Source organism: Streptomyces sp. NPDC002784, assembly GCF_053592135.1.
In genome coordinates, this window is record NZ_JBSFVD010000015.1 from 133,434 (window position 1) to 159,235 (window position 25,802).

The 25,802-nt window shown below is 71.5% G+C and carries 27 protein-coding genes; 8 read left to right on the top strand and 19 right to left on the bottom strand.

The features are described from left to right. Positions 1 to 6: 6 nt before the first annotated feature. Complete coding sequence (locus ACWD1Z_RS24550) at positions 7 to 591, bottom strand: flavodoxin family protein (RefSeq protein ID WP_389414752.1); 585 nt, start codon at positions 589 to 591, stop codon at positions 7 to 9. A 107-nt stretch (positions 592 to 698) separates the two neighbouring features. Between ACWD1Z_RS24550 and ACWD1Z_RS24555 the strand changes: the two genes are divergently transcribed. Further along, positions 699 to 1,100, top strand: a complete 402-nt coding sequence (locus tag ACWD1Z_RS24555; protein ID WP_451121750.1) for a winged helix-turn-helix transcriptional regulator — start codon at positions 699 to 701, stop codon at positions 1,098 to 1,100. Here ACWD1Z_RS24555 and mutM read toward each other — a convergent pair. The 8 genes from mutM to recG form a co-directional block, all read right to left on the bottom strand. Then, the gene (mutM, locus tag ACWD1Z_RS24560) at positions 1,073 to 1,933 is read right to left on the bottom strand and encodes a bifunctional DNA-formamidopyrimidine glycosylase/DNA-(apurinic or apyrimidinic site) lyase (RefSeq protein WP_389414754.1); all 861 of its coding nucleotides are present in this window, start codon (positions 1,931 to 1,933) and stop codon (positions 1,073 to 1,075) included. The two genes, ACWD1Z_RS24555 and mutM, sit on opposite strands and share 28 nt — an antisense overlap. Before the next feature lie 81 nt (positions 1,934 to 2,014). After that, positions 2,015 to 2,821 (bottom strand): ribonuclease III, encoded by an 807-nt coding sequence (rnc, locus tag ACWD1Z_RS24565; protein WP_389414755.1) that lies wholly within the window; start codon positions 2,819 to 2,821, stop codon positions 2,015 to 2,017. Positions 2,822 to 2,828: 7 nt separating this feature from the next. Then, positions 2,829 to 3,002, bottom strand: coding sequence for a 50S ribosomal protein L32 (gene rpmF / locus ACWD1Z_RS24570; protein WP_028802425.1), 174 nt, complete (start codon positions 3,000 to 3,002; stop codon positions 2,829 to 2,831). A 2-nt stretch (positions 3,003 to 3,004) separates the two neighbouring features. Next, positions 3,005 to 3,652 carry a YceD family protein gene (locus ACWD1Z_RS24575; RefSeq protein ID WP_451121751.1) on the bottom strand — a complete coding sequence of 216 codons (648 nt, stop codon included), beginning with the start codon at positions 3,650 to 3,652 and terminating at the stop codon, positions 3,005 to 3,007. A gap of 129 nt (positions 3,653 to 3,781) precedes the next feature. Continuing rightward, a complete protein-coding gene (locus ACWD1Z_RS24580; RefSeq protein WP_451121752.1) occupies positions 3,782 to 4,828 on the bottom strand; it encodes a cell division initiation protein in 1,047 nt (348 codons plus the stop codon). A 58-nt stretch (positions 4,829 to 4,886) separates the two neighbouring features. Next, the gene (coaD, locus tag ACWD1Z_RS24585) at positions 4,887 to 5,366 is read right to left on the bottom strand and encodes a pantetheine-phosphate adenylyltransferase (RefSeq protein ID WP_389415608.1); all 480 of its coding nucleotides are present in this window, start codon (positions 5,364 to 5,366) and stop codon (positions 4,887 to 4,889) included. A 26-nt stretch (positions 5,367 to 5,392) separates the two neighbouring features. Then, the gene (rsmD, locus tag ACWD1Z_RS24590; protein WP_451121753.1) at positions 5,393 to 5,980 is read right to left on the bottom strand and encodes a 16S rRNA (guanine(966)-N(2))-methyltransferase RsmD; all 588 of its coding nucleotides are present in this window, start codon (positions 5,978 to 5,980) and stop codon (positions 5,393 to 5,395) included. Between the two features lie 110 nt (positions 5,981 to 6,090). Continuing rightward, positions 6,091 to 8,298, bottom strand: coding sequence for an ATP-dependent DNA helicase RecG (gene recG, locus ACWD1Z_RS24595; RefSeq protein WP_451121754.1), 2,208 nt, complete (start codon positions 8,296 to 8,298; stop codon positions 6,091 to 6,093). A 187-nt stretch (positions 8,299 to 8,485) separates the two neighbouring features. Between recG and ACWD1Z_RS24600 the strand changes: the two genes are divergently transcribed. Both ACWD1Z_RS24600 and ACWD1Z_RS24605 read left to right on the top strand, forming a co-directional pair. After that, entirely contained in the window at positions 8,486 to 10,312 is a 1,827-nt protein-coding gene (locus ACWD1Z_RS24600) for an HSP90 family protein (protein ID WP_451121755.1), read from the top strand. Further along, complete coding sequence (locus ACWD1Z_RS24605; protein ID WP_451121756.1) at positions 10,312 to 13,257, top strand: tetratricopeptide repeat protein; 2,946 nt, start codon at positions 10,312 to 10,314, stop codon at positions 13,255 to 13,257. The genes ACWD1Z_RS24600 and ACWD1Z_RS24605 overlap by 1 nt, the downstream gene beginning before the upstream one ends. Before the next feature lie 87 nt (positions 13,258 to 13,344). On the opposite strand, the gene ACWD1Z_RS24610 is transcribed toward ACWD1Z_RS24605, so the two are convergent. Next, entirely contained in the window at positions 13,345 to 15,000 is a 1,656-nt protein-coding gene (locus ACWD1Z_RS24610; protein ID WP_451121757.1) for a DAK2 domain-containing protein, read from the bottom strand. A 254-nt stretch (positions 15,001 to 15,254) separates the two neighbouring features. Between ACWD1Z_RS24610 and rpmB the strand changes: the two genes are divergently transcribed. After that, a complete protein-coding gene (gene rpmB / locus ACWD1Z_RS24615) occupies positions 15,255 to 15,440 on the top strand; it encodes a 50S ribosomal protein L28 (RefSeq protein WP_004924906.1) in 186 nt (61 codons plus the stop codon). A 7-nt stretch (positions 15,441 to 15,447) separates the two neighbouring features. Here rpmB and thiD read toward each other — a convergent pair whose 3' ends face one another. Beyond that, positions 15,448 to 16,311, bottom strand: a complete 864-nt coding sequence (gene thiD, locus ACWD1Z_RS24620; protein ID WP_451121758.1) for a bifunctional hydroxymethylpyrimidine kinase/phosphomethylpyrimidine kinase — start codon at positions 16,309 to 16,311, stop codon at positions 15,448 to 15,450. Beyond that, positions 16,308 to 17,273: a thiamine-phosphate kinase gene (locus ACWD1Z_RS24625; RefSeq protein ID WP_389414764.1), complete on the bottom strand. Its 966-nt coding sequence runs from the start codon at positions 17,271 to 17,273 to the stop codon at positions 16,308 to 16,310. Before ACWD1Z_RS24625 ends, thiD begins: the two co-directional genes overlap by 4 nt. Positions 17,274 to 17,479: 206 nt before the next feature. On the opposite strand from ACWD1Z_RS24625, the gene ACWD1Z_RS24630 reads away from it, so the two are divergent. Both ACWD1Z_RS24630 and ACWD1Z_RS24635 read left to right on the top strand, forming a co-directional pair. Further along, on the top strand, positions 17,480 to 17,713 hold the full coding sequence (locus ACWD1Z_RS24630; RefSeq protein WP_328678679.1) for an Lrp/AsnC family transcriptional regulator: 234 nt from the start codon (positions 17,480 to 17,482) through the stop codon (positions 17,711 to 17,713). 20 nt (positions 17,714 to 17,733) lie between these two features. Then, entirely contained in the window at positions 17,734 to 18,234 is a 501-nt protein-coding gene (locus ACWD1Z_RS24635) for a DUF3515 domain-containing protein (RefSeq protein ID WP_451121759.1), read from the top strand. 1 nt (position 18,235) lies between these two features. Here ACWD1Z_RS24635 and ACWD1Z_RS24640 read toward each other — a convergent pair whose 3' ends face one another. From ACWD1Z_RS24640 to ACWD1Z_RS24650, 3 genes are read right to left on the bottom strand one after another with little or no spacing between them, the layout of a single operon-like run. Then, a complete protein-coding gene (locus ACWD1Z_RS24640) occupies positions 18,236 to 19,393 on the bottom strand; it encodes a D-alanine--D-alanine ligase family protein (RefSeq protein WP_451121760.1) in 1,158 nt (385 codons plus the stop codon). Between the two features lie 58 nt (positions 19,394 to 19,451). Next, positions 19,452 to 20,462 carry an NAD(P)H-dependent glycerol-3-phosphate dehydrogenase gene (locus ACWD1Z_RS24645; protein ID WP_451121761.1) on the bottom strand — a complete coding sequence of 337 codons (1,011 nt, stop codon included), beginning with the start codon at positions 20,460 to 20,462 and terminating at the stop codon, positions 19,452 to 19,454. After that, positions 20,459 to 21,235 (bottom strand): lysophospholipid acyltransferase family protein, encoded by a 777-nt coding sequence (locus ACWD1Z_RS24650; protein ID WP_451121762.1) that lies wholly within the window; start codon positions 21,233 to 21,235, stop codon positions 20,459 to 20,461. The genes ACWD1Z_RS24645 and ACWD1Z_RS24650 overlap by 4 nt, the downstream gene beginning before the upstream one ends. A gap of 154 nt (positions 21,236 to 21,389) precedes the next feature. On the opposite strand from ACWD1Z_RS24650, the gene cofC reads away from it, so the two are divergent. Both cofC and ACWD1Z_RS24660 read left to right on the top strand, forming a co-directional pair. After that, positions 21,390 to 22,028: a 2-phospho-L-lactate guanylyltransferase gene (gene cofC, locus ACWD1Z_RS24655; protein WP_451121763.1), complete on the top strand. Its 639-nt coding sequence runs from the start codon at positions 21,390 to 21,392 to the stop codon at positions 22,026 to 22,028. 42 nt (positions 22,029 to 22,070) lie between these two features. Beyond that, the gene (locus ACWD1Z_RS24660; protein ID WP_186282898.1) at positions 22,071 to 22,274 is read left to right on the top strand and encodes a cold-shock protein; all 204 of its coding nucleotides are present in this window, start codon (positions 22,071 to 22,073) and stop codon (positions 22,272 to 22,274) included. A gap of 68 nt (positions 22,275 to 22,342) precedes the next feature. Here ACWD1Z_RS24660 and ACWD1Z_RS24665 read toward each other — a convergent pair whose 3' ends face one another. The 4 genes from ACWD1Z_RS24665 to leuC form a co-directional block, all read right to left on the bottom strand. Next, complete coding sequence (locus ACWD1Z_RS24665; RefSeq protein ID WP_451121764.1) at positions 22,343 to 22,978, bottom strand: HU family DNA-binding protein; 636 nt, start codon at positions 22,976 to 22,978, stop codon at positions 22,343 to 22,345. A 137-nt stretch (positions 22,979 to 23,115) separates the two neighbouring features. Continuing rightward, a complete protein-coding gene (locus ACWD1Z_RS24670) occupies positions 23,116 to 23,346 on the bottom strand; it encodes an SCO5555 family protein (RefSeq protein ID WP_389414771.1) in 231 nt (76 codons plus the stop codon). A 277-nt stretch (positions 23,347 to 23,623) separates the two neighbouring features. Next, complete coding sequence (leuD, locus tag ACWD1Z_RS24675; protein WP_389414772.1) at positions 23,624 to 24,217, bottom strand: 3-isopropylmalate dehydratase small subunit; 594 nt, start codon at positions 24,215 to 24,217, stop codon at positions 23,624 to 23,626. 6 nt (positions 24,218 to 24,223) lie between these two features. Further along, the gene (gene leuC / locus ACWD1Z_RS24680) at positions 24,224 to 25,654 is read right to left on the bottom strand and encodes a 3-isopropylmalate dehydratase large subunit (protein ID WP_451121765.1); all 1,431 of its coding nucleotides are present in this window, start codon (positions 25,652 to 25,654) and stop codon (positions 24,224 to 24,226) included. Positions 25,655 to 25,802: the final 148 nt, after the last annotated feature.

Below are 25,802 nucleotides of genomic sequence, written 5' to 3' on the forward strand. Positions count from 1 at the left end.
TGACCCTTACGCGGCGGCCCGGCCGCGCGCGAACGCCCGCGCGGCCTCGGCGACCCGGCGCCCGAGGTGCTCGGCGGTCGCCGCATCGGCCTTGTGGACACCGTCGGGACCCTCGTCGACGTTGGTCTGCGCGGCCGCGCCCGCGAACACACCGAGCCGGTTGAGGTCGTGCTCGGAGCCCTCGCTGCTGTTCCAGCCCGGGTGCAGCCCGAGGTTGATCCAGTGCATGCCGTGCTGGGCGGCGAGGATCTGGAAGAACTGCAGCGTGTGCAGCTTGTCGCCGCTCTTGGAGCCGGAGTTGGTGAAGCCGGCGGCCAGCTTGTCCTTCCAGTCCTGGCCGAACCAGCGCTTGGAGGTGGCCTCGGCGAAGACGTGGAACGGGCCGGAGGCGGTGCCCATGTAGGTCGGGGAGCCGAAGACGATGGCGTCCGAGCCGTCGAGGACCGTCCACTGCTCGTCGGTGATCTCGGCGACGTTGATCAGGTGCACCTCGGCTCCGGCGTCGGCGGCGCCGGAGCGGACGGCCTCGGCGAGGACGGCGGTGTGGCCGTAGCCGGAGTGGTAGGCGATGGAGACAACGGGAGTGGTCACGAGGGGAACTCCTGGAAGGGCAGGTCGCTGACGATGCCGAAATGAAAGCACTAACTTTTGGTTAGTGCAACCCCTCGGTTAGCGCTGCGCTGGAGTAGGCTTCAGACATGGACACCACCCAGGAGCGCACGGCGGAGCAGGAGCTGCCGTACAACGTGTTCGCGAAGGCCTGTCCCTCGCGCGGGACGCTGGAGCACGTCACCGGCCGCTGGGGCGCGCTCACCCTCGGGGCGCTGCACGAGGGGTCGCTGCGCTTCAACGAGCTGCGGCGCCGCGTGGACGGCGTGAGCGAGAAGATGCTGTCCCAGACCCTGCACGCGCTGGAGCGCGACGGCCTGGTGCACCGCGAGGCACAGCCGACGAACCCGCCCCGCGTGGACTACGAACTGACGCCGCTGGGACGCGGTATCGCCGAGCGGCTGCTCACCCTGATCCACTTCCTGGAAGGGCAGATGGACCACGTGCTCGACGCACGCGAGCGCTACGACGAGACGCGCGGCGCCCGCTGACACGTCGGGCAGAAGTAGCTCGACCGGTTCATCCACGGGCGGCGGCGCATCGGCGTACCGCATCTGCGGCACGGCAGGCCCTCGCGGCCGTAGGCGTCCAGGGACCGGTCGAAGTAGCCCGACTCACCGTTCACGTTGACGTACAGGGAGTCGAAGCTGGTGCCGCCCACCGCGAGGGCCGCGTTCATCACGTCCCGTACGTGGCCGAGGAGTTGGAGGCTGCGCGGCCGGGTGAAGGTGGCCGTGGGGCGGTCGTAGTGCAGGCGGGAGCGCCAAAGGGCCTCGTCCGCGTAGATGTTGCCGACTCCGCTGATCAACGACTGGTCGAGCAGGGCCCGTTTGATGGTGGTGCGCTTGCGGCGCAGCGACTGGTGGAACGCCTCGTCGTCGAAGAGCGGATCGAGCGGGTCGCGGGCGATGTGCGCGATGACGTCGGGCAGTCCGTCGGGGGTGTTCTCGTGCAACGACAGTCCGCCGAAGGTGCGCTGGTCGACGAAGCGCAGTTCGGTGCCGAGGTCGTCGGCGAACCGCACCCGGATGCGCAGATGCTTCTCGGCCGGTGCCTGGTGCGGCTGGACCAGGAGCTGGCCGCTCATGCCGAGGTGGGCCAGGACCGACTGGGTGGTGTCCTCCAGGGGCAGCCACAGATACTTGCCGCGGCGGCTCGGCACGCCGATGCGGTGGCCCTTCAGCCGGTGCGCGAAGTCGTCGGCGCCCGCGATGTGCCGGCGCACCGCACGCGGGTGCAGCACCTCGGCGTCGGCGACGGTCCGGTGGGCGACCCAACGCTCGAGACCGCGCCGGACGACCTCTACCTCGGGCAACTCGGGCATGGCATCCCCCGTACAAAGCCGGTGTACGAGCCGAGCGCCCGCCCCGGGACGGGTGCGGGCGCTCGGGTCGCGCTGTTCTTCTCAGGCGGAGGCGGACGCCTCGTCGGCTTCCGCTGCCGCGGCCTGCGCGGCCGCGGCGGCATTCTTGGCGCGCTCGTCCGCCGCGGCCCGGATGGACCGCCAGGCGGACTCGGCGGCCTGCTGCTCCGCCTCCTTCTTGCTGCGGCCGGTGCCGGTGCCGTACGAGACGCCTCCGACGCGGGCGGCAGCAGTGAAGGTCTTCTCATGGTCGGGGCCGGTCTCCGTGACCAGGTACTCGGGCACGCCGAGCCCTTCGGTCGCGGTGAGCTCCTGGAGACTGGTCTTCCAGTCCAGGCCGGCACCGAGATTCGAGGACTTCTCGATCAGGGGGTCGAACAGGCGGTGCACGAGCTCCGCCGCCGAGTCCAGGCCCTGGTCGAGATAGACCGCGCCGATCACCGCTTCCAGGGTGTCGGCGAGGATGGACGCCTTGTCCCGGCCGCCCGTGCCCTCTTCACCGCGGCCGAGCCGGATGAAGGAACCCAGGTCGAGCCCACGGCCCACCTCCGCCAGCGCACGCGAGTTGACCACCGCGGCCCGCAACTTGGCCAGCTGGCCTTCGGGCAGGTCGGGGTGGGTGCGGTACAGCGTGTCGGTGACGACGAGGCCGAGCACGGAGTCCCCGAGGAACTCCAGACGCTCGTTCGTCGGCAGACCGCCGTTCTCGTACGCGTAGGAACGATGGGTGAGCGCACGCACCAGAAGGGCGGACTCGAGTTGGTACCCGAGCCGCCCTTCCAACAGCGTGTGGGACGAGGCCGTGGTCTCCGCAGAGGTTTTCTTCGGCGTGGACACAGTGCCTCTCACCAGCCGCTCAGACCTCGAGGACCTGGCGCTTGTTGTAGGTGCCGCAAGCCGGGCACGCGATGTGCTGCTGCTTGGGCTCGTGGCAGCGCTCGCACGCAACCAGGGTGGGGACCGCAGCCTTCCACTGCGACCGGCGGTGGCGCGTGTTGCTGCGCGACATCTTCCGCTTCGGAACAGCCACGGCTACTTCTCCTGCTTCTCGTCGACGCCCGGTTCGGCGCCGCTCATCTCGTCCTTCTCGCCGTCTTCGAGTGAACCGGCGAGTCCCTGCAGTGCCGCCCAACGGATGTCGACGGCGTCATGGTGGTGGTCCGGGTCGTCCGCGAGGCGTGCGCCGCACTCGGCGCACAGTCCCGGGCAGTCTTCCTGGCACACCGGCTGCATCGGCAGTGCGAGCACCACCGCATCACGCAGCACGGGTTCGAGGTCGAACAGGCCGTCCTCGAGAAAGAGCCTGTCCTCGTCTTCCTCGGCGTCGTCGACGGGTTCCGCGTGGTGTGCGCGGCCCCGGTCGTCGGCGTCAGGGTACGAGAACATCTCCTGGAAGTCCGCTTCGAGGTCGAGCTGAAGCGGCTCCAGACACCTTACGCACTCCCCCTCGGCCGACGCATGGGCGGTGCCTGTGACAAGCACCCCTTCCATGACCGACTCCAGGCGGAGTTCGAGCTTCACCGGGGCGCCTTCCGGCACTCCGATGACGTCCTTCAGACCGAGGTCCTTGGGGGCGTCGATCGTGCGGGTCAGGCGCTGGAGCGCGCCAGGACGCCGCCCCAGCTCGTGTGTGTCGAACACGAGAGGGTTGCGGTGGTCGAGGCGGGCGTTCAGAGCCATTCCTGCTTTCGATCTTCTGAGCTCAGGTCACACTGCCCTCGGTGTCCCCGGGCAGCGCTGATCGCGGACGTACGCGCGACCGAAGAGCCAGGATACTGGACCTTTCGCCAACGGCCCAATCCGGTGGGCTCAGCCCTGGCCGCGGCCCTGCTCGTAGGCGCGCAGCTGCTCCGCGCTGATCATGCTGGTGTCGAAGAGGCTGGTCTCGTCCAGGGCGTAACCCTGCTGCGCCTGCTGGGGCTGCTGGGCCTGCTGGGGGGCCTGGTGCGGGTCGTAGCCCTGCTGCTGGGCGTCGTAGCCCTGGTAGGCGTAGGGGTCGGCCTGCTGGTGCTGGTAGCCGTACGGGTCCTGCTGGGCGTACGCCGGCTGCTGGTAGCCGCCATAGGTGTCGTACGCCGGCTGCTGCGGGGCGTAGTCCGGCTGCTGCGACTGCTGCTGTGCGGCGGAGGCGTCCTGCTCGGCCAGGGCCGCGAGGTCGGCGAGGTAGTCGGCGTCGCTGGAGTGCTGGACGGTGCTGGTGTCGTCGGCGAGGGCGCCGAGGTCGTCGCTGGCGATCCGGCCGTGCAGCTTCTGACGGCCGCGGCCGACGGCCTGAAGGGTCTTGGCGAGGACGGCCTCGAAGGCGCCGAGCTTGACGTCGACGTACTCGTCGGCCGTGCGGCGCAGGGTCTCGGGGTCGTGGCTGCGCTCGGGGGCGTCCTCGTCCTCGTAGCCCTGCTCGTCGACGCCGGGTCCGGTGCCGAGGAGCTTCTCGCGGCCGCGGCCGACGGAGCCGAGGGTCTTGGTGAGGACGACCTCGAAGTTGGCGAGCTTGGAGTCGACGTAGTCGTCGGCCTCGGCGCGGATGTCCTCGGCCTCCTTGCGGGCCTCGGCGAGGATGCGGTCGGCCTCCGCCTGGGAGCGGCGGGCGATTTCCGTGTCGGCGATCAGGGAGCCCCGCTCGGCGTGCGCGGAGCGGACGATCCGCTCCGCCTCCTGGCGGGCCTGCTCGACCATCTGCTCGCGGTCCCCGATGACCTCCTGGGCCTGCGCGAGGGAGCCCGGCAGGGCCTGGCGCACCTCTTCGAGCAGGGAGAGCAGCTCGGCGCGGTTGACCACGCACGAGGCCGACATCGGCATCGACCGGGCACTGGAGACCGCCGCGACGATCTCGTCGAGCTTCTTCTGCACGTCCACCGTGTGCTCGCCACTCTCTACAGCTGTGTTGGAGACGGACGGGACGACTGTAGCCCCATCAGTCCTTGAGCAGCCGGTCGTTCAGGGCTTCCAGCACGATGGGCGGGACCAGGTGCGAGACGTCGCCGCCCCAGGTCGCGACCTCCTTGACCAGCGAGGAGGACAGGAAGCTGTAGGTGGGGTTGGTCGGCACGAACAGGGTCTCGACGCCCGAGAGCCCGTTGTTCATCTGGGCCATCTGCAGCTCGTAGTCGAAGTCGCTGACCGCGCGCAGGCCCTTGACGATGGCCGGGATGTCGCGCTGCTTGCAGAAGTCGACGAGGAGGCCGTGGAAGGCCTCGACCCGCACGTTGCCGTACTCGGCCGTGACCTGGCGGATGAGGTCGAGCCGTTCGTCGACCTCGAACAGGCCCTTCTTGGCCTTGTTGATCATGACCGCGACGTAGACCTCGTCATACAGCCTGGAGGCGCGGGAAATGATGTCGAGATGTCCGTTGGTGATCGGGTCGAACGACCCGGGACAGACGGCGCGGCGCACTAGTGATCCCTCGCTCTCCGGTCCGGTCATCGTGCGTCTTCGCACGTAGAGGCGGCGCGACCGTACCAAAACGTTCCCTCGCCGTAGCGACGGGCCCGGAGCGCTTCGAAGCCGTCCGGCCAGTGGAATTCGCCGCCTCTGGTGCTGCGCTCCACGGTGACGAGCGCGTCGTCCGCGAGCCAGCCTTCCGAGCGGAGTGTGAGCAGAATCTCCCGAAGATCGTCGTCCGTGACGGCGTACGGGGGATCCAGGAAGACGATGTCGTACGGCTGTGCCGGGGCCGGGGTCCTGATGATCTGTTCGGCCTTTCCGGCCCGCACCTCGGCGCCGGGGAGACCCAGGTTCTTGACGTTCTCGCGGATGACGCGAGCGGCTCGGGCGTCCGCCTCGACGAGGAGGGTGTGGCCCGCGCCCCGGGAGAGGGCCTCCAGACCTACGGCGCCCGAGCCTGCGTACAGGTCGAGGACTCGTTCGCCCGCCAGGGGGCCGCCCAGGAGGGACTGCCAGGTGGAGAAGAGGCCCTCGCGTGCGCGGTCGGAGGTGGGGCGGGTGCCGGTCCCTGGCGGGACTGCCAGGCGGCGTCCGCCGGCTGCGCCGGCGATCACGCGGGTCATCTTCGGTCCTTCATTTGATGGCGGCTTCAGGTTCAGTGTGGCTGGTCGCGCCCGCGCGGCGGTAGCCGCATATGGGTACAGCCCCGCGCCCCTGTCGGGGCGCCTACGGTTCACCCCTTTTCCAGGTACTGCTCTCTTTCCTCGTCCAGGAGAGCCTGCAGGGCCGTGCGCAGGCCGGGGAGGCTCTGGAGGTCCGGGTCCGCCTCCACCACCGCTGTCGCCTCCTGCCTCGCCTCCGCGATGATCTCCTCGTCCTCGATGACCGTCAGCATCCGCAGGCTGGTGCGGGCGCCGGACTGGGCCTGGCCCAGGACGTCTCCCTCCCTGCGCTGTTCGAGGTCGATGCGGGAGAGTTCGAAGCCGTCGAGGGTGGCGGCGACGGCGTTCAGGCGCTGGCGGGCGGGGCTCGCCTCGGGCATGTCGGTGACCAGGAGGCACAGGCCCGGCGCCGAGCCCCGGCCGACCCGGCCGCGCAGCTGGTGGAGCTGGGAGACGCCGAAGCGGTCGGCGTCCATGATCACCATGGCGGTGGCGTTGGGGACGTTGACGCCGACCTCGATGACGGTGGTGGCGACCAGGACGTCGGTCTCGCCCGCGGCGAAGCGGCGCATGACCGCGTCCTTGTCGTCGGGGTGCATCCGGCCGTGCAGGACCTCCACCTTGAGCCCTCCGAGGGGACCCCGGGCGAGCTGGTCGGCCACGTCGAGGACGGCGAGCGGCGGACGCTTCTCCGCCGCCTCCTCGGCGGACTTCTTCTTGGGGTCCACTTCCTCGTCGCCGATGCGGGGGCAGACGACGTACGCCTGATGGCCGTTCTCCACTTCCTCGCGCACGCGCTCCCACGCGCGCGTGAGGAAGTGGGGCTTGTCGGCGGCCGGGACGACATGGCTGGCGATCGGGGAGCGGCCGGCCGGGAGCTGGTCGAGGACCGAGGTCTCCAGGTCGCCGAAGACGGTCATCGCGACCGTGCGCGGAATGGGCGTGGCGGTCATGACCAGGAGGTGCGGCGGCTGTTTGCCCTTGCCGCGCAGCGCGTCCCGCTGCTCGACGCCGAAGCGGTGCTGCTCGTCGACCACGACCAGGCCGAGGTCATGGAACTGCACCTTGTCCTCGATCAGCGCATGGGTGCCGATGACGATGCCGGCCTCGCCGGTGACGAGGTCGAGCAGCGCCTGGCGGCGGCCCGCGGCTCCCATCGACCCGGTGAGCAGGACCACCTTGGTGGCGTGCTCCGAGCCGCCCAGCATGCCGCCCTGGGCGAGGTCGCCCATCATCTCGACGATCGAGCGGTGGTGCTGCTGGGCGAGCACCTCGGTGGGGGCGAGCATGGCGGCCTGTCCGCCGGCGTCGACGACGGCGAGCATCGCGCGCAGGGCCACCATGGTCTTGCCGGATCCGACCTCTCCCTGGAGCAGGCGGTGCATGGGGTGTTCGGTGGCCAGGTCGTCGAAGATCTCCTTGGAGACGCGCTGCTGGCCCTCGGTGAGGGTGAAGGGCAGGCGGTCGTCGAAGGCCGCGAGGAGACCGTCCGGCCCGGGGGTGCGGGCCACCGCCGGGAGTTGGGCGTCGGTGTGCCGGCGGCGGGCCAGGGCGACCTGGAGGACGAACGCCTCGTCCCACTTGAGGCGGGAGCGGGCGTCCTCGACGTCCGCCTTGGTGTGCGGGCGGTGGATCTTCAGCAGCGCCTCGGGCAGCGTGACCAGGCCGCGGCCCTCGCGAAGGCTCTCCGGGAGGGGATCGACGGCGTCCTGGGCGCTCGGCAGCACCGTCTGGAGCGCCTTGCCGATCTTCCAGGACTCCAGCTTGGCCGTGGCGGGGTAGATCGGGATCAGGGACCCGGCCCAGGTCTCGACCGTCTCCTCGCCGTCGCCGCGCAGCAGCTCGTAGGCCGGGTGGGCGAGCTGGAGGCGGCGGTTGAAGACGGAGACCTTGCCCGAGAACATCGCGCGCGTGCCCGGCAGGAGCTCCTTGTGGGGCTTGTGCACGCCGTGGCCGAAGAAGACCAGTTGGAGCCGGCCGCTGCCGTCGGTGATGGTCACCTCCAGGCGCTGGCCCTTGCCGCGCGGGGCCTTGGCGGAGGCGAAGGTGTGCAACCGGGCGTCGGCGACCTGGGCGACCACCGTGACGTGCTCGTCCATGGGGAGGTCGGCGAGGTGGGTGAGCTGGCCCCGCTCCTCGTATCTGCGCGGGTAGTGGTGCAGGAGGTCGCCGACGGTGTGCAGGCCGAGGTGCTCGGCCATCACCTTCGCGGTGGCGGGGCCGAGCACCGACTTCAGTGGCTGCTGGAGTGGTTCTTGCAGTGCGGGCACGAGATCCATTGCACACCACGGCACTGACATCGCCGCAGACGCCCGCCGGAGGGCCCGGATCCGTCTGAGGAAACCCCTGGTCAGACGGGTGGTCCGGGCCATAGGATGACGCGCCTCCGGCCATCCTTCGCGGTCACCGCCTCACACGGACCGCCCGACCCCGCGCCGACGCCTTCCCCCCACCGGCGCAGCGACGATGGACTCCCAGACCTCACAGCCATCCCAGGCATCCCAGTCCCCTCATACCTTCCAGGTCGACCTGCGTGGTCTGGTGGACCTGCTCTCCCATCACCTGTACTCCAGTCCGAAGGTCTACCTGCGCGAACTGCTGCAGAACGCCGTGGACGCCATCACCGCCCGGCGCGCCGAGCAGCCCGACGCCCCGGCGCGGGTGCGGCTGTCCGTCGACGCCGGCGGGCTGCGGGTGGAGGACTCCGGTGTCGGGCTGACCGAGTCCGATGTGCACAGCCTGCTGGCCACAATCGGCCGCAGCTCCAAGCGGGCGGACGGACTGCAGGCCGCCCGCTCGGACTTCCTGGGCCAGTTCGGCATCGGGCTGCTGGCCTGTTTCGTGGTCGCCGAGCGGATCCGGGTGGTCAGCCGCAGCGCCCGTACGCCCGATGCGCCACCGGTGGAGTGGACGGCGGCGGACGACGGCTCGTACACCGTGCGGACGCTCCCGGACGCCGAGCGGCCCGAACCTGGCACCACCGTGCATCTGGTGGCGCGGGCCGGGGCCGGGGAGTGGCTGACGGAGGAACGGGTGCTCGCGCTGGCCCGGGAGTTCGGCTCGCTGCTGCCGTACGACGTACGGGTGGGCGAGGAGGAGGTCACCGACCTCCCGGCGCCCTGGGACCGTGCTTACCCCTCCCCCGCCAACCGGCGGGTGGCGCTGGCCCGGCACTGTCATGAGCTGTTCGGGTTCACTCCGCTGGACTCGATCGAGCTGAACGTTCCGCTGGCGGGCGTCCGCGGGGTGGCCTACGTGCTGCCGGCGGCGGTCAGCCCGGCCCAGCGCGCCGGTCATCGCGTCCACCTCAAGGGCATGCTGCTCACCGAGCGGGCCGAACAGCTGCTGCCCGACTGGGCGTTCTTCGTGCGCTGCGTCCTGGACACCGACAGCCTGCGGCCCACCGCCTCGCGCGAGTCGCTGTACGAGGACGAGACGCTGGCGGCCGTACGGGAAGCGCTCGGGGAACGGATCCGGTCGTGGCTGACCGGGCTCGCCGCGGGCGATCCGGAACGGCTGGCGGCCTTCCTGTCGGTGCACCACCTCGGGGTGAAGTCCCTGGCACGGCACGACAAGGAGATGCTGCGCACGATGCTGCCGTGGCTGCCCTTCGAGACCACCGACGGGCGGCTGTCCCTGGAGGAGTTCGCGCAGCGCCATGCGGTGGTGCACTTCACCCGGACCGTCGAGGAGTACCGGCAGGTCGCGCCGATCGCCTCGGCGCAGGGCGTCGGGGTGATCAACGGCGGTTACACCTACGACAGCGAACTCGTCGAGGCGCTGCCCTCGGTGCGGCCGGGAACGGTGGTCGCCGAGCTGGACGCGGACACCGTGACCGCCCATCTGGACGCCGTCGACCCGGCCGAGGAGCTGGCGCTGTCCGGCTTCCTGGCGGCCGCGCGGGCCAGGCTCGACCCGCTGGGCTGCGATGTGGTCCTGCGGGCCTTCCATCCGCTGTCCGTGCCGGCGCTGCACCTGGACGACCGCGCGTCCCGGCACGAGCAGGCGCGGGCCGACGCCGAGGAGCAGGCCGACGACCTGTGGGCGGGCATCCTCGGCTCGCTGCGCGGCAGCGCGCCGCGCGCGCGGCTGGTGCTCAACCACCTCAACCCGCTGATCCGGCGGATCAGTTCCCTCAGCGACGCGGAGCTGATCGGCACCGCCACCGAGTCGCTGTACGGACAGGCCCTGCTGATGGCGCAGCGGCCGCTCAGGCCCGCGGACTCGGCGCTGCTGAACCGGGCCTTCATGGGCCTGCTGGAGTGGGCCACGAACGGCGAGGAGGGTCGCTGATGACCGGAACCGACGGGGGCGCGGACTTCGACGCGCTGCGCCGGGCGATGGCGGAGAACTCCGAGGAGCCGGAGGGACCGGCCCGCAACGCCCGCGCGGAGCAACTGCTCGCCGAGGCCGAGAAGCTGAACGTGCCGCTCGCCGTGATCGAGGCGCTCGGGCACCAGCTGAAGGTCTACAACTACAGCTCCGAGAAGGACAAGATGTTCGTCCCGTTCGCGCGGCTGCTGCGCATGTGGGACGAGCGGCCCGAGGACTTCGACGAGTACGAGGCCCATTCCCTGCACTGGGTCTTCAAGTGGATGACGGCCGGCATGCTCGACCAGCCGCACGTCCCGCTCGCCTCCATAGAGAAGTGGCTCGGCGAGATGGAGCACCGCTACCGGCTCGCCGGCCACTCCGAACGGGCCGTGCGCAGCGCCGAGTTCAGCGTGGCCGCGCACATCGGGGACCTGGAGCGGGCCGAGCGGGCGTACGCCGCCTGGCTGGCCGCCGACCGGGACAGCATGGCCGACTGCCACGCCTGTGAACTGCACGGGCAGGGCTGGTGGCAGGCGGAGCGGGGCCGGGACGAGCGGGCGCTGGAGCTGTGGGCCCCGGTCCTGGAGGGCGAGTACACCTGCGCCCACGAGCCGCACACCGTGCTGGCCTCCTCGCTCGCGTCCCTGCTGCGGCTGGGCCGGGTGGACGAGGCCCGCGCCCACCACCTGCGCGGCTTCCGTCTGGTACGGCCGATGGAGAGCATGCGCGGCGCCTACGCCGACCACGTCGAGTTCTGCGCGCTGACCGGCAACGAGGCACGCGGCCTGGAACTGCTCGCCGAGCGGCCCGCCTACTTCACCGACACCGGGCAGCCGCGCAGCAGGCTGGAGTTCCTGACCGTGGTGACGCTGCTCATGGAGCGGCTGACCGGGCTGGGGCTCGGCGGGCAGCGGGTGCCGGGACCCGCGGGCCGGACCTGGACGGCACACGAACTCGCCGCACACGCGCGTGCGGAAGCACTGGAACTGGCCGGACGGTTCGACCGGCGCAACGGCACCGGTCGCGTCAGCGAGCTGGCCCGCGCGCGCATGGCCCAGGAGCCGCTGGCGGAGCGGCTGCCGCTCGGGGTGCGCTCGGCGCGGTCCACCGTGGCGTCCGCCGCTGTTCCGGTGCCGGAGGTTCCGGCGCAGGATGAGCCCGTGGAGGCGGACCTGCCGACCCTGCTGGCCGAGGCCCGGCGGCTGTCGGACACCTTGCAGCCGCACGCCGTGGAGGCGTGGGCGGCGGTGGCGCGGGCCGCCGAGGGCGCCGAGCTGGACGTGCGCGACCTCGCGGAGATCGTCGACCACCGGGCGATGGAGCTCGGCCCCGACGGGGTCGAGCTGTTCGAGCGGGCCGCCGAGCTGTACGCCGAGGCGGGCGACCCGGGCGAGGCGCTGGCGGCACGCACGCGTGCGGCGTACGTACGCGCGCTCACCGGCCATCTGCGAGAGGCGCTGGCGGCGGTGGCCGAGCCCTACGACCGGGTCCTCGCGCTGTACGCCGAGGACGGCACGGGACTGCGGCAGACGGCGTCGGTGCTGATGGGACGCGCGCGAGTGCTGATGCGGCAGGTGCACGAGGCCGACGAGCCGGTGGACCCCGTGATCGCGGGCACCGCCGAGGGCGCCGCGCGCGAACTCCTCGCACTGGTGGACGGGCGCACCGGGGACGACGTACGGCTCGCCTCGCGGGCCGCCGAGGCGCAGGCGATGCTCGCCGAACTGGCGGCGCTGGCCGGGGACGTGGAGGCGGCCGCGGGGCTGTTCGCGCGGGCCGCGGCGGCCTTCGTCGAGGCGGGTCTTCCGTGGTTCGCGGTGGAGTACGAGGCCCGGCTGGCCGGACTCGCGCACCACCTCGGCGACACGGCTCAGGCCGAGCGGGCGCTGCGGGCGGCCCTGGAGCACGGCGGACCGCACCTGGAGGCGCCGGGCCGGGCACAGCTGCATCTCCAGCTCGCCGAGGTCCTGGGCGGCCGGGGTCTGTCGGAGGAGGCCGCCGAGCACGCCCTGGAGGCGGCGCACTGGGCCGACGAGGCGGGCGAGGGCCGCACGCTCGGCGCCTGGGCGCGGCATCAGCTCGGCGGGTTCCTGCTGCGCCAGGGGCGCTGGGCGGAGGCCGCCGAGGTGCTGGAGTCGGCGCTGCCCGATCTGTCCCCGGAGACGCACGGCGACGGTGCTCTCGTGCAGACGCAGTGGTGGCTCGGCGACTGCCTGAGCGAGCTGGGCGAGCACCGGGAGGCGGCCGAGCGGCGTCTGCAGGCCGCCGAGATCGCCCGGCACTGGCCCGAGCAGCACGACCACGCCACGCTCGCCCACCTCGCCGCCGAGTCGCTCGGTCAGGCGGAGCTGCACGAGGAGGCGGACCGCGCCTACACGCGCGCGGGCGACCTGTGGCGGGAGCTGGGCAACGTCCACGGGCTCGTCCGCTCCCTGCGCGCCCGCGCGTGGCTCGCGCTGCGCGCCGAGGACGGCGCGGCCGGGGTGGGCGCGGCCCGGGAGCTGATGGCGGCCGCGGTCCAGGAGTGCGCGCAAGCGCTGGACGCGGCGCCCGACGAGGAGGCGTACGCCCGGCTCACCGCCGAGCTGGGCCACACCCACCGCCAGTTCGGCGACCTGCTCGCCCGGTCCGCGGCCGAGGACGACGAGGACGACTCGATCCGGGCCGCCCTGGAGGGGGCGCTGTCCCGGATGACGGAGGCGGTCACGGTGTTCGCCACGCTCGGGGAGGCCGGCCGGCACGCCCGGACCGGCGCCGAACTCGCCGCGGGCTGGCTGGAGGCGGACCTGGGCCGGACCGCTCAGGCGGCGGCACGCGCGCGTGCGGTGCTGGCGGCCTACGAGGGTGTGCCCGCGCAGGACGGGGCGGCCGGGGAGCGGCGGGCGGAGGCGGAGCAGCTGCTCCAGGTGACCGAGGAGGACTGAAGCGGGCTGGGGAGGACTGAGGCGGACTGAGCGGGCCGTGCGGGCTGAGGGCGCTGCGCCCTGTTCCCGCCGATCAGCAGCAGCGCCCTATTCCACGCCGATCAGCAGCAGCGCCCCTTGCCGCCCGCCCCGGTAGACCACCGTGTCGACGGCGAGGTAGGACTCCCGTACCCGCGCTTCGAGGTGTCCGGCGATCCCGTCGGGCGCCTCGTCGCCGAGGACGAGGGTGACCAGCTCGCCGCCGGCCGAGAGCATGCGGTCCAGGACGGTCTCGGCGGTGGCCGTGACCTCCGCGCCGATGACGGCGACGTCGCCGTCGATGAGGCCGAGCACATCGCCGGCCTGGCAGATGCCGGCCATGGTCCAGGACTGGCGCTCGGCGACGGCGACCTCGGCGTAGCGGGTGGCGCCGGCCGCCGAGGTCATCGACACCACGTCCTCGTCGAAGCGCCGGTCGGGCTCGTGCACGGCGAGCGCGGCGATCCCCTGGACCGCGGACCGGGTGGGGATCAGCGCCACCCGGATGCCCTCGGCGCGGGCCTGCTCGGCGGCGGCCGCCGCGGTGTGCCGCAGCTCCGCGTCGTTGGGCAGCAGCACGACCTCGCGCGCGTGGGCCCGTCGTACGGCCTCCACCAGCTCCCCGCTCGCGGGCGGCTCCCCGGGGCGCGCGAGCACGGTGGTCGCACCGGCCTCGGTGTACAGCCCGGCCAGGCCCGGCCCCGGTACGACGGCCACGACCGCACGCTGGGCCCGCTCCCGGGGCGGCCGCTCCCCTCCGGTGGTGTGCACGTCACCGACGCCGAAGTGGGTGATCCGGATCCGGTGCGGCCGGCCCGCCTCGACGCCCGCCTCCACGGCGGCGCCGGCGTCGTCGACGTGCACATGGACGTTCCACAGCCCGTCCCCGCCGACCACGACCAGCGAGTCCCCGAGGGTGTCGAGCCGCTCCCGGAGCCGGGTGACGGCCTCGTCCTCGGCCTCCAGCAGGTAGATCACCTCGAAGGCGGGCCCGCCCTCCGGAAGGGACGCGCACTCGCCGGGACTGTCGACGGGCCCGCGCGCGTAGGTCACGGTCGCGGCCGGCTTCTCCCCGGTGAGCGTCTGCACCAGGGCCGCGAGGACGGTGACGAGACCGCGTCCCCCGGCGTCCACCACCCCCGCGCGTTCCAGCACGGCGAGCTGGTGCGGGGTCGCGGCGAGGGCGGTGCGCGCGCCTTCGTAGGCGGCCCGGGCGACGGTCCCGCAGTCGCCCTCGGCCTCCGTGGCGGCGTCGGCGGCGGCCGAGGCGACGGTGAGGATCGTGCCCTCGACCGGGTGGGCCACGGCCTGCCGGGCGGAGTCGGCGGCGTGCCGCAGGGCGAGTCGGAGCCCGCCCGCCCCGGTGTGCGCCGTGTCACCGTCGGCGGCGAGCACCTGGGCCATGCCGCGCAGCAGCTGCGCCAGGATCGTCCCGGAGTTCCCGCGCGCCCCGATGAGCGCGCCGTGGGCCATCGCGCGCACGGCCTCCGCCAGGGACGGCGCGGAGCCCGCGGAGCCCGCCTCGTGCCCGATGAACACCGCGTCCACGGCCGCCGCCGCCGACTCCACCGTGAGGTACAGGTTCGTGCCGGTGTCCCCGTCGGCCACGGGGTAGACGTTGATCGCGTCGATCTCCTCGCGCGCGCGCCCGAGCGCCTCCAGCGCGAGGCCGCACCAGGTGCGTACCGCGAGAGCATCGAAGAATGTCTGCGGCACCTGCGCCACCTGCGCCTCCCTGAGCTGGACGTGGACGCAGCGTAGACCCAGGGACCGGGCCCGCCGGAAGAGGGCCGGGCGTGGAGCCCTGAGCAGCCATGGTAGTTTCGTTGTACTGGCGCAGTCGTTGTATGCTGCTCCGGTTGCCCGATGCAGATCGGGCCATTCCCCCTGGCAACGCCACTCAGATCTCTGATCCTGCGATCTTGATCCCGGCCTGCCGGGTTCAACCGTACGTGCATCTGAAGTCTTTGGAGTGACCCGTGGCTGCCAACTGCGACGTCTGCGGCAAGGGGCCGGGCTTCGGCAACAACATCTCGCACTCGCACCGCCGTACGCCCCGTCGCTGGAACCCGAACATCCAGCGCGTCCGTACCGTGGTGGGCGGGACGCCGAAGCGCGTGAACGCTTGCACCTCGTGCATCAAGGCCGGCAAGGTCTCGCGCTGACGCACAGCTAAGCGCGCGGCCACTGCTGGTTCGCTGCTCTGAGCCGGTCCACCTCGCGTGGACCGGCTTTTTGCATGCCCCACGCGCGGGACCGCCACCCGTGATCCACGGGCCCGATCCCCCCGCCCAGCGCGAACCCGGCCGCGATGGCCCCCGTGACGTACTCCTTGGCCGCCGTCACCGCCTCCGGCACCGGCTGTCCCTTCGCCAGCTGGGACGCGATCGCGGAGGCCAGCGTGCAGCCCGTGCCGTGGGTGTGCCGGTTGTCGTGCCGCGGCGCGCGCAGCCAGTACTCCTCGGAGCCGTCGGTGAGCAGATCGACCGCGTCCCCCGCGAGATGGCCGCCCTTGATCACCACCCAGCGCGGCCCGTACGCCAGCACGGCCGCCGCGGCCCGTCGCAGATCGCCCTCGGACTCGACCGTGATTCCTGTGAGTTGGGCCACTTCGTCCAGGTTCGGGGTCGCGACGGTGGCCACCGGCAGCAGCGTGCCGCGTACGGAGTCCAGCGCCGACGCGGCCAGCAGCGAGTCCCCGTGCTTGGACACCCCCACCGGGTCGACCACCACCGGCGCGTCCGTGCCGCCCAGCAAGGCGGCCACCGCCTCGACGAGTTCGGCGGAGGCCAGCATGCCGGTCTTCACGGCCTGCACGCCGATGTCGTCGACGACACTGCGGTACTGGGCCCGCACCGCCTCCACGGGCAGCGGCCAAGCGCCCTGCACGCCCAGCGAGTTCTGCGCGGTGACCGCCGTGATCACGCTCATGCCGTGCACGCCGAGCGCCAGCATCGTCTTCAGGTCGGCCTGGATCCCCGCCCCGCCCCCGGAGTCGGAGCCGGCGACCGTCAGCACCCTCGGCGGCGCGCTCACGACTCGATGTCCCCGAAGTGGTCCCAACCGCCCTTGCTGGTCCACGGCGCCCCGTCGACCGTCACCTGGGGCAGCGCCGAGGGGTTGAGGACCTCGCCGATGACCTTCCAGCGGGCGGGCAGCTTCACGTCCGGCGGGAAGGTCGCCACGATCGCGTGGTCCTCTCCCCCGCTCAGCACCCACTGCATGGGATCGACGCCGACGGCCTGCCCGATGTCGTTCATCTGGGAGGGGATGTCGATCGCGCCGGAGCGGATGTCGATCCGCACCTTGCTGGCCTCGGCGATGTGCCCGAGGTCGGCGATCAGCCCGTCACTGACGTCGCACATGGCCGTCGCCCCGAGCCCGGCCGCCGCGGGGCCCGCGTGATACGGCGGCTCCGGGCGCCGGTGCGCCTCCACGAAGGCCCGCGGCGAGCGGAACCCCCGGGACAGCACCGCGTACCCGGCCGCGGACCAGCCCAGCCAGCCGGTCACCGCGACGAGGTCCCCGGGCTGCGCGCCGCCCCGGGTGACGGGCTCCTGGTTGCGCAGGTCGCCGAGCGCGGTGATCGACACCATGATCGTGTCGCCGCGTACGACATCGCCGCCGACCACGGAGGCGCCGGCCACCTGGCACTCGTCGCGCAGGCCGTCCATCAGCTCGGTCGCCCAGGTCACCGGGAGTTCGGCGGGGACCACCAGGCCGAGCAGCAGGGCGGTCGGCACGGCGCCCATGGCCGCGATGTCCGCGAGGTTCTGCGCGGCCGCCTTGCGGCCCACGTCGTAGGCGGTGGACCAGTCGCGGCGGAAGTGCCGTCCCTCGAGCAGGATGTCGGTGCTCGCCACGACCCTGCGGTCGGGCGCGGCGACCACCGCGGCGTCGTCGCCGGGGCCGACCCGGACCGCCGGGGTGGTGGTGAGACGGGAGGTGAGCTCCCTGATGAGCCCGAACTCCCCGAGCTCACCAACAGTGCCCTTCATTGCCCTTACGCCCCTTCTGTCCCTATGCGTTCCCGGTCGCGTGTCTCTACTGTCCTCGATACGGTCGAGGTGACCGTCAACCACTGTCGTGCCTGCACCCCGGCGCGGGACCCCCGGGCACCGCGGGTCTCCCCGCGACGAGCGACGACGCGATACCGTGGCGTTCCTTTTCCCCACATGATCCTCGTGGCCGCCCTGGAGGTTCCGTGGTACAGGCGTACATCCTGATCCAGACGGAGGTCGGCAAGGCGTCGACCGTCGCCGAGTCGATCAGCAAGATCCCTGGAGTCATCCAGGCCGAGGACGTGACAGGACCGTATGACGTGATCGTGCGAGCGCAGGCCGACACCGTAGACGACCTCGGCCGCATGGTGGTCGCCAAGGTCCAGCAAGTGGACGGCATCACCCGCACCCTGACCTGCCCGGTCGTCCATCTCTAGCCCCCGTCTACCCTTGGCCGGTGAACTCCTTGCGTCACCGGCTCATCGGTCTGCCCGCGCTCGTTGTGTCGATCACCGTCGCGGGCTGCTCCTCAGCAGACGACAGCGGGTCGGCGGCGGTTCCCTCGCCGGGGGCGCGAACCACCGAGCTGTGCCAGAACCTGGACAAGGTACTGCCGTCGAAGGTGGCCGGTGAGAGCCGCCGTGACCCCGGGCCCGCCTCCGCGCTGACGGCGGGCTGGGGAAACCCGGAGATCATACTGCGCTGCGGTGTGTCCCGGCCGCCGAAGATGATCGACCCGAAGGTCGCGGAGGGGCGCGACTCCGACGCGGTGGCCGGCGGTGTGAACGGCGTCGACTGGCTGATGGAGCAGCGGGACGGCGGGGCGTACCGCTTCACCTGCGCCAATCGCGAGGCGTACGTCGAAGTGACCGTGCCGGAGGGGGTGGACAGCTCGGCCGTGCTGATCGACCTGGCGCCGGCCGTGAAAAAGGCGATCCCCGCGGGGATCGCCGGCTAGCTCAGCGCAGCCCCGTGGAGCGGCGCAGCGCCGCCTGGATCAGCCGGTCCACCAGCTCCGGGTAACCGACCCCGGTCGCCTGCCACATCTGCGGGTACATCGAGATCGGGGTGAAGCCGGGCATCGTGTTGATCTCGTTGATCACGAACTCGCCGTCCTCCGTGAGGAAGAAGTCCGCCCGTACGAGTCCCTCGCAGGAGGCCGCGTCGTAGGCGTCCACGGCCAGGCGCCGCACCTGAGCCGTCTCCTCGGGCGTCAGCGGCGCCGGCACGATCCCGGGAGTCGAGTCGATGTACTTGGCCTCGAAGTCGTAGTACGCGTGGGCGTCCGGCGGCGGGATCTCCGCGGGCACCGAGGCGCGCGGGCCGTCCTCGAACTCCAGCACCCCGCACTCGATCTCACGGCCCCGCAGCGCCGCCTCGACCAGGATCTTCGGGTCGTGGCGCTGGGCCTCCGCGATCGCCTCGTCGAGGCCCGCCAGGTCCTCGACCTTGGTGATGCCGATCGACGAACCCGCGCGCGCGGGCTTCACGAAGAGCGGCCAGCCGTGCTCGCCGGCGAAGTCGACGATCTTCTTGCGGGCGGCCGGCTCGTCCCGCTCCCACTCCCGGGGCCGGATCACCACGTACGGGCCGACCTTGAGCCCGAAGGAGGTGAACACCCGCTTCATGTACTCCTTGTCCTGGCCGACGGCCGAGGCGAGCACACCCGAGCCCACGTAGGGGACACCGGAGAGCTCCAGCAGACCCTGAAGGGTGCCGTCCTCGCCGTAGGGGCCGTGCAGGACGGGGAAGACGACGTCGACCTCACCGAGCGCCTTGGGCACCGATCCCGGCTCGCTGTAGACGACTTCGCGGTTCGCGGGGTCGACGGGGAGCACCACGCCGCCCTCGGTCGACTCGGCGAGCTCCGCGACGCTCGGGGTGCGGCGGTCGGTGATCGCCATGCGCTCCGGTTCGTCGGCGGTGAGCGCCCAGCGGCCGTCCTGGGTGATGCCGATCGGCAGGACGTCGTACCGGGTCCGGTCGATGGCCTTCAGTACGGCGCCGGCCGTGACCACGGAGATCCCGTGCTCGGAGCTGCGGCCGCCGAACACGACGGCCACGCGCGGCTTGCGAGGCGGCTGCTGAGGGCTCTGGGGGAGGTTCTCGGTGCTCATATCGCGTTGAGGGTACCCGGTGGCAGGGCGTGATACAGCGCCGCGGACCCCGCGTCGCTCAGCGTCGTTCGGGCTTCGCGCTGCGTGACATCAGCTCCTTGAGCGCGACCACCGGAGCCTTGCCCTCGTGCACGATGCCGACGACGGTCTCGCAGATCGGCATGTCGACGCCGTGCCGGCGGGCCAGATCCAGCACCGACTCGCAGGACTTGACGCCCTCGGCGGTCTGCTTGGTGACCGCGATGGTCTCCTGCAGCGTCATGCCCTTGCCGAGGTTGGTGCCGAAGGTGTGGTTGCGCGACAGCGGCGAGGAGCAGGTGGCCACCAGGTCGCCGAGGCCCGCGAGTCCGGCGAACGTCATCGGGTCGGCGCCCAGCGCGACACCGAGCCGCGCGGTCTCCGCGAGGCCGCGGGTGATCAGCGAGCCCTTGGCGTTGTCGCCGAGCCCCATGCCGTCCGCGATGCCGACGGCGAGCCCGATCACGTTCTTCACGGCCCCGCCCAGCTCGCAGCCGACCACGTCCGTCTCGGTGTACGGCCTGAAGTACGGCGTGTGGCAGGCGGCCTGGAGGCGCTGGGCGACGGTCTCGTCGGTGCAGGCGACCACGGCGGCGGCCGGCATCCGCGCGGCGATCTCCCGGGCCAGGTTGGGTCCGGTGACCACGGCGATCCGGTTCGGGCCGACCTTGGCGACGTCCTCGATGACCTCGCTCATCCGCATCGCGGAGCCGAGTTCGACGCCCTTCATCAGCGAGACGAGGACCGTGTCCGGGGCGAGCAGCGGGGTCCACTCGGCGAGGTTTCCGCGCAGGGTCTGCGAGGGGACCGCGAGGACGGTGAAGTCGGCGCCGCGTGCCGCCTCGGCGGCGTCGGTGGTGGCCCGCAGGTTCTCCGGGAGTTCCACGCCGGGGAGGTAGTCGGGGTTGGTCCGCGTGGAGTTGACCGCTTCGGCGAGTTCCGGGCGGCGCCCCCACAGGGTGACCTCGCACCCCGCGTCGGCGAGCACCGTGCCGAAGGCGGTGCCCCATGATCCGGTGCCGAAGACGGCCGCCTTGACGGGCTTGCTCACGTACCCTGCCCCTCTTCCTGCTCGACCTTCCGCTGCGTCTGCGCCATGGTCCTGCGGCGCTGCTCGATCCGCTCATGACGCGGGTCGTACGGCGTCACCGGTGCCTTCTCGCCGCGGATCTCCTCGAGCTGGGCGGTGATGGCGGCCATGATGACCTCGGTCGCCTCCTTCAGCAGCTCGGGGGTCATCTCCTTGCCGTAGAACCGCGTCAGGTCCACGGGCGGGCCCGCCAGCACGCGGTGCGTCTTGCGCGGCAGCAGGCTGGGCTTCCTGGCGTACGGCGGCAGCACTTCGTTGGCGCCCCACTGCGCGACCGGAATCACCGGGCACCGGGTCTGCAGGGCGACCCGCGCGGCGCCGGTCTTGCCGGTCATGGGCCAGCCGGCCGGGTCCCGGGTGAGGGTGCCCTCGGGGTAGAAGGCGACGCATTCGCCGCGCTCCACCGCGTCGATCGCGGCCCGGAAAGCGCTCAGCGCGTCGGTGCTCTCGCGGTAGACGGGGATCTGCCCGGTGCCACGCATCGCGGCCCCGACGAATCCCTTCTTGAAAAGCCCGCTCTTCGCCAGGAATCGCGGAACACGACCGGTGTTGTACTGAAAGTGCGCGTAGGCGAAGGGATCGATGTGCGAATTGTGGTTCACCGCGGTGATAAATCCACCCACGGCCGGAATGTGCTCCATTCCGCGCCAGTCCCGCTTGAGCAGAACCACCAGTGGCGGTTTGCACAGGACCGCTGCGAAGCGGTACCAGAAGCCGATTCTGCGGCGGGGCACGCGGACACCTTCCTCCAGGGCCTGGGGGGCCGCACAAGTGTCGCCCCGGGCCGACCGTCTGTCGAGAACACCGTACGCCCCGCGGACCGGACCACCAGATGGCCCAGGGGAAAGCCGGGTGACAATGGCCGTGACAAGAGAGGGACGAACACGCGTGCAGTGGACCTTGGTCATCCCCCTGAAGCCGCTGACGCGGGCCAAGAGCAGGCTCGCGGACACCGCGGCCGACGGGTTGCGCCCGGCCCTGGCGCTGGCCTTCGCCCAGGACACCGTCGCGGCGGCGCTGGCCAGCGCCGCGGTACGGGATGTGGCCGTCGTCACGGACGACGCCCTGGCCGGCCGGGAGCTGGCGGCCCTGGGCGCGCGGATCGTCGCGGACGAGCCGGGGGACGGCCTGAACGCCGCCGTGGCGCACGGCGAGGCGGTCGTGCGGGCATCGCGTCCCGAGGTGGCCGTGGCGGCCCTGAACGCGGATCTTCCGGCGCTGCGCCCGGTGGAATTGACCCGGGTCCTGGACTCGGCGGCGGAATTCCCGCGCGCTTTTCTGGCCGACGCCGCCGCAATCGGCACGACACTGCTGGCCGCGACTCCGGGAAGGCAATTGCACCCGGCATTCGGGCTGGATTCCCGCGCCCGCCATCGCACGTCGGGAGCCGCGGAACTCGGGCTCGCCGAGGTGGATTCCGTACGCCAGGACGTGGACACCGGCGATGACCTGCGGGCCGCACTGGCGCTGGGGGTGGGCCCGCGCACCACGGCCGCGGCGGCCCGCCTGCTGATCAAGGGACAGTAGCCGCCCCATCGCGACGCGACCGGCGCAGCGTACGCTGACGCCATGCAGGCCACCGCATACACGTACGACCCAGACACGCGCAGCGGCCAGGTGCTCCTGGACGACGGCACCCCGGTCCCCTTCGACGCCGCGGCGTTCGACGCGGGCGGGCTCCGCCTGCTGCGCCCCGGCCAGCGGGTACGCATCGAGGTGGAGGGCCCGAAGGACGGGCCGCGCATCACCCTCGTCACGCTGCAGACCCTGTAGGCCCCGGAAAACGCCGCGGGCCGGACTCCCCAGGGAGTCCGGCCCGGCGCGTGAGTACCCGTGCGCCCCTACCTCTTGCGGGCGGTGGTCTTCTTGGCGGTGGTCTTGCGGGCCGTCGACTTCTTGGCCGGGGCCTTCTTGGCGGTCGCCTTCTTCGCGGGGGCCTTCTGGGCCGTCTTGGCGGTGGTGGCCTTCTTCGCGGTGGTCTTCTTGGCGGCGGCCGTGGTCTTCTTCGTGGTCGCCTTCTTCGCGGTCGCCGTGGTCTTCTTCGCGGTGGCTGTGGTCTTCTTCGCGGTCGCCTTCTTGGCGGTGGTGGCCTTCTTCGCGGTGGTCTTCTTCGCCGCCGCCTTCTTGACCGTCGCGGAAGCTCCGCCGGTCAGGCTGCCCTTGGGCGCCTTCTTCACGGCGACGTCGTTCTTCGGGAGCTTCTTCGAACCGCTCACCAGGTCCTTGAAGCCCTGGCCGGCGCGGAACCGCGGCACAGAGGTCTTCTTGACCCGAACCCGCTCGCCCGTCTGGGGGTTGCGGGCGTAACGCGCCGGACGGTCGACCTTCTCGAACGACCCGAAGCCGGTGACCGAGACCCGGTCCCCCGCGACCACCGCACGGACGACGGCGTCCAGAACGGCGTCGACAGCATCGGCAGCCTGCTGGCGGCCGCCCATCTTGTCGGCAATCGCTTCTACGAGCTGCGCCTTGTTCACGTCTTCCCCTTCGGAGACATTGCCCGAACGAAAGTGTTCAAGCTTTTTCGCACGTTAGGCAGATATATACCGCAAATCAAACACGAAACGGGCTTATCACCCTTGTGCCGCAACGGACTCGACTGTCTTCGGAGCCTTCAGCGTTCCTCGTCGGGGATTCGCCCCGCTTCGAGGTCCGCCGAGAACGCCTCCAGTCGCCTTGCCGCATCGGCGAGATCGTGCTTGGCCGCGGCCGTAATGACCAGCAGCTTCCGGGTCAGCGCCATCCGTACGCCCTCCGGGACTTGCAGTGCGCGCACTCTTGTGTGCGCTTCCTTGAGTTGGTCCGCGACCGCCGCATAGAGCTCGAGTTGGCCGTCGTGTTCCATGCACAGATTGTGCCATCTGGGGCGAGTTGTCGCCTGCTCAGGGTGCAACTGCCGCCTCAAACGGCCGTCCGGGCACCGGCGTAAGCCGCGGCTGTATCACCCGGCTACCCCGGCAACAGCCGCCGTAACGTGGGAAGTTGACGGCCCCCGGGGGCGCGCGCGGGGCCGTTCGGGTGCAGACATGGCCGTACCCCCGATCGGGCTGATCGGGGGTACGGCGGGGGTCTTGGGGTGGCCGAAACTCGACCTGTTCAGTTGCTCCGGAGGGCTCCCGGCGTCACGCCTGGAGCGTCTGCGGCTTGTACGACGGCCGCTTGGCCTCGTACGCGGCGATGTCCGCCTCGTTCTGGAGGGTGATGGAGATGTCGTCCAGGCCGTTCAGCAGCCGCCAGCGGGAGTTCTCGTCCAGCTCGAAGGAGGCGGTGACGCCCTCGGCGCGCACCTCGCGGTCCTCCAGGTCGACGGTGATCTCGGCCTCGGGGTTCTGCTCGGTGAGCTCCCACAGCGCGTCCACGATCTTCTGCTCCAGAACCACCGTGAGCAGGCCGTTCTTGAGCGAGTTGCCCCGGAAGATGTCGGCGAAGCGGGAGGAGATGACGGTCTTGAAGCCGTAGTTCTGCAGCGCCCAGACGGCGTGCTCACGGGAGGATCCGGTGCCGAAGTCGGGTCCGGCGACCAGGACGGTGGCGCCCGCGCGCTCGGGCTGGTTGAGGATAAACTTCTCGTCCTTGCGCCAGGCCTCGAACAGCCCGTCCTCGAAACCGTCCCGGGTCACCTTCTTGAGCCAGTGAGCAGGGATGATCTGGTCGGTGTCGACGTTGGAGCGGCGCAGCGGGACGGCCCGGCCGGTGTGCTTGGTGAATGCTTCCATGACTTCTCAGACTCCAGCGGGCGTACGGGTCTCGGCGTCGGACAGGTCGGCCGGGGAGGCCAGGTGGCCCAGCACGGCGGTCGCGGCGGCGACCTGCGGCGACACCAGGTGCGTACGGCCGCCCTTGCCCTGCCTGCCCTCGAAGTTGCGGTTGGAGGTGGACGCGGAGCGCTCGCCGGGGGCCAGCTGGTCGGGGTTCATGCCCAGACACATCGAGCAGCCCGCGTGCCGCCATTCGGCGCCGGCCTCCTTGAAGACGACGTCCAGGCCCTCGGAGACGGCCTGCAGACCGACCCGGGCGGAGCCGGGGACGACCAGCATCCGTACCCCGTCGGCGACTTTGCGGCCCTTCACGAGCTCCGCGGCGGCGCGCAGGTCCTCGATGCGGCCATTGGTGCAGGAGCCTACGAAGACGGTGTCCACCTTGATGGAGCTGAGCGGCTGTCCGGCCTCCAACCCCATGTATTCCAGGGCCTTTTCGGCGGCGAGGCGCTCCGAAGCGTCTTCGTACGAAGCGGGATCGGGGACGTTCGCCGAAAGCGGCGCGCCCTGGCCCGGGTTGGTGCCCCAGGTGACGAACGGCGACAGTTCGGCGGCCTCGATGACGACCTCGGCGTCGAACTCGGCGTCGTCGTCCGTGCGCAGCGTCTTCCAGTACGCGACGGCCGCGTCCCAGTCCTCGCCCTTGGGGGCGTGCGGACGGCCCTCGAGGTAGTCGAAGGTGGTCTGGTCAGGGGCGATCATGCCCGCGCGGGCGCCGGCCTCGATCGACATGTTGCAGATGGTCATCCGGGCTTCCATCGACAGTTTCTCGATGGCGGGGCCGCGGTACTCCAGCACGTAGCCCTGGCCGCCGCCGGTGCCGATCTTGGCGATGATCGCCAGGATCAGGTCCTTGGCGGTGACGCCGTCGGGCAGCTCGCCGTTGACCGTGATGGCCATGGTCTTGGGGCGGACGAGGGGCAGCGTCTGGGTGGCCAGCACATGCTCCACCTGGGAGGTGCCGATGCCGAACGCCAGGCCGCCGAAGGCGCCGTGCGTGGAGGTGTGGGAGTCGCCGCAGACCACGGTCATGCCGGGCTGGGTCAGACCCAGCTGCGGGCCGACGACGTGCACGACGCCCTGCTCGACGTCGCCCAGCGGGTGCAGCCGCACCCCGAAGTCGGCGGCGTTCTTGCGCAGCGTCTCCAGCTGGATCCGGGAGACCGGGTCGGCGATGGGCTTGTCGATGTCGAGGGTCGGGGTGTTGTGGTCCTCGGTGGCGATGGTCAGGTCGAGCCGGCGGACCTGGCGACCGCTCTTGCGGAGGCCGTCGAAGGCCTGCGGGCTGGTCACCTCGTGCAGCAGGTGCAGATCGATGAAGAGGAGGTCGGGCTCGCCCTCGGCGCGCCGGACGACATGGTCGTCCCAGACCTTCTCCGCGAGTGTCCTACCCATCGCTTTCCCTCCGGCCGGCCAAGGTGCGCCGACCCAACTAGAGATCTGAGGAAGCGGCGCCCGCGCCCCTGTACCCGGGCGTCCGCCGCCGGGCCCGTCGGTCTGCGGGCCGCTGCCTTCGTGCCATCCAGAGTGGCGTGTTCCACGG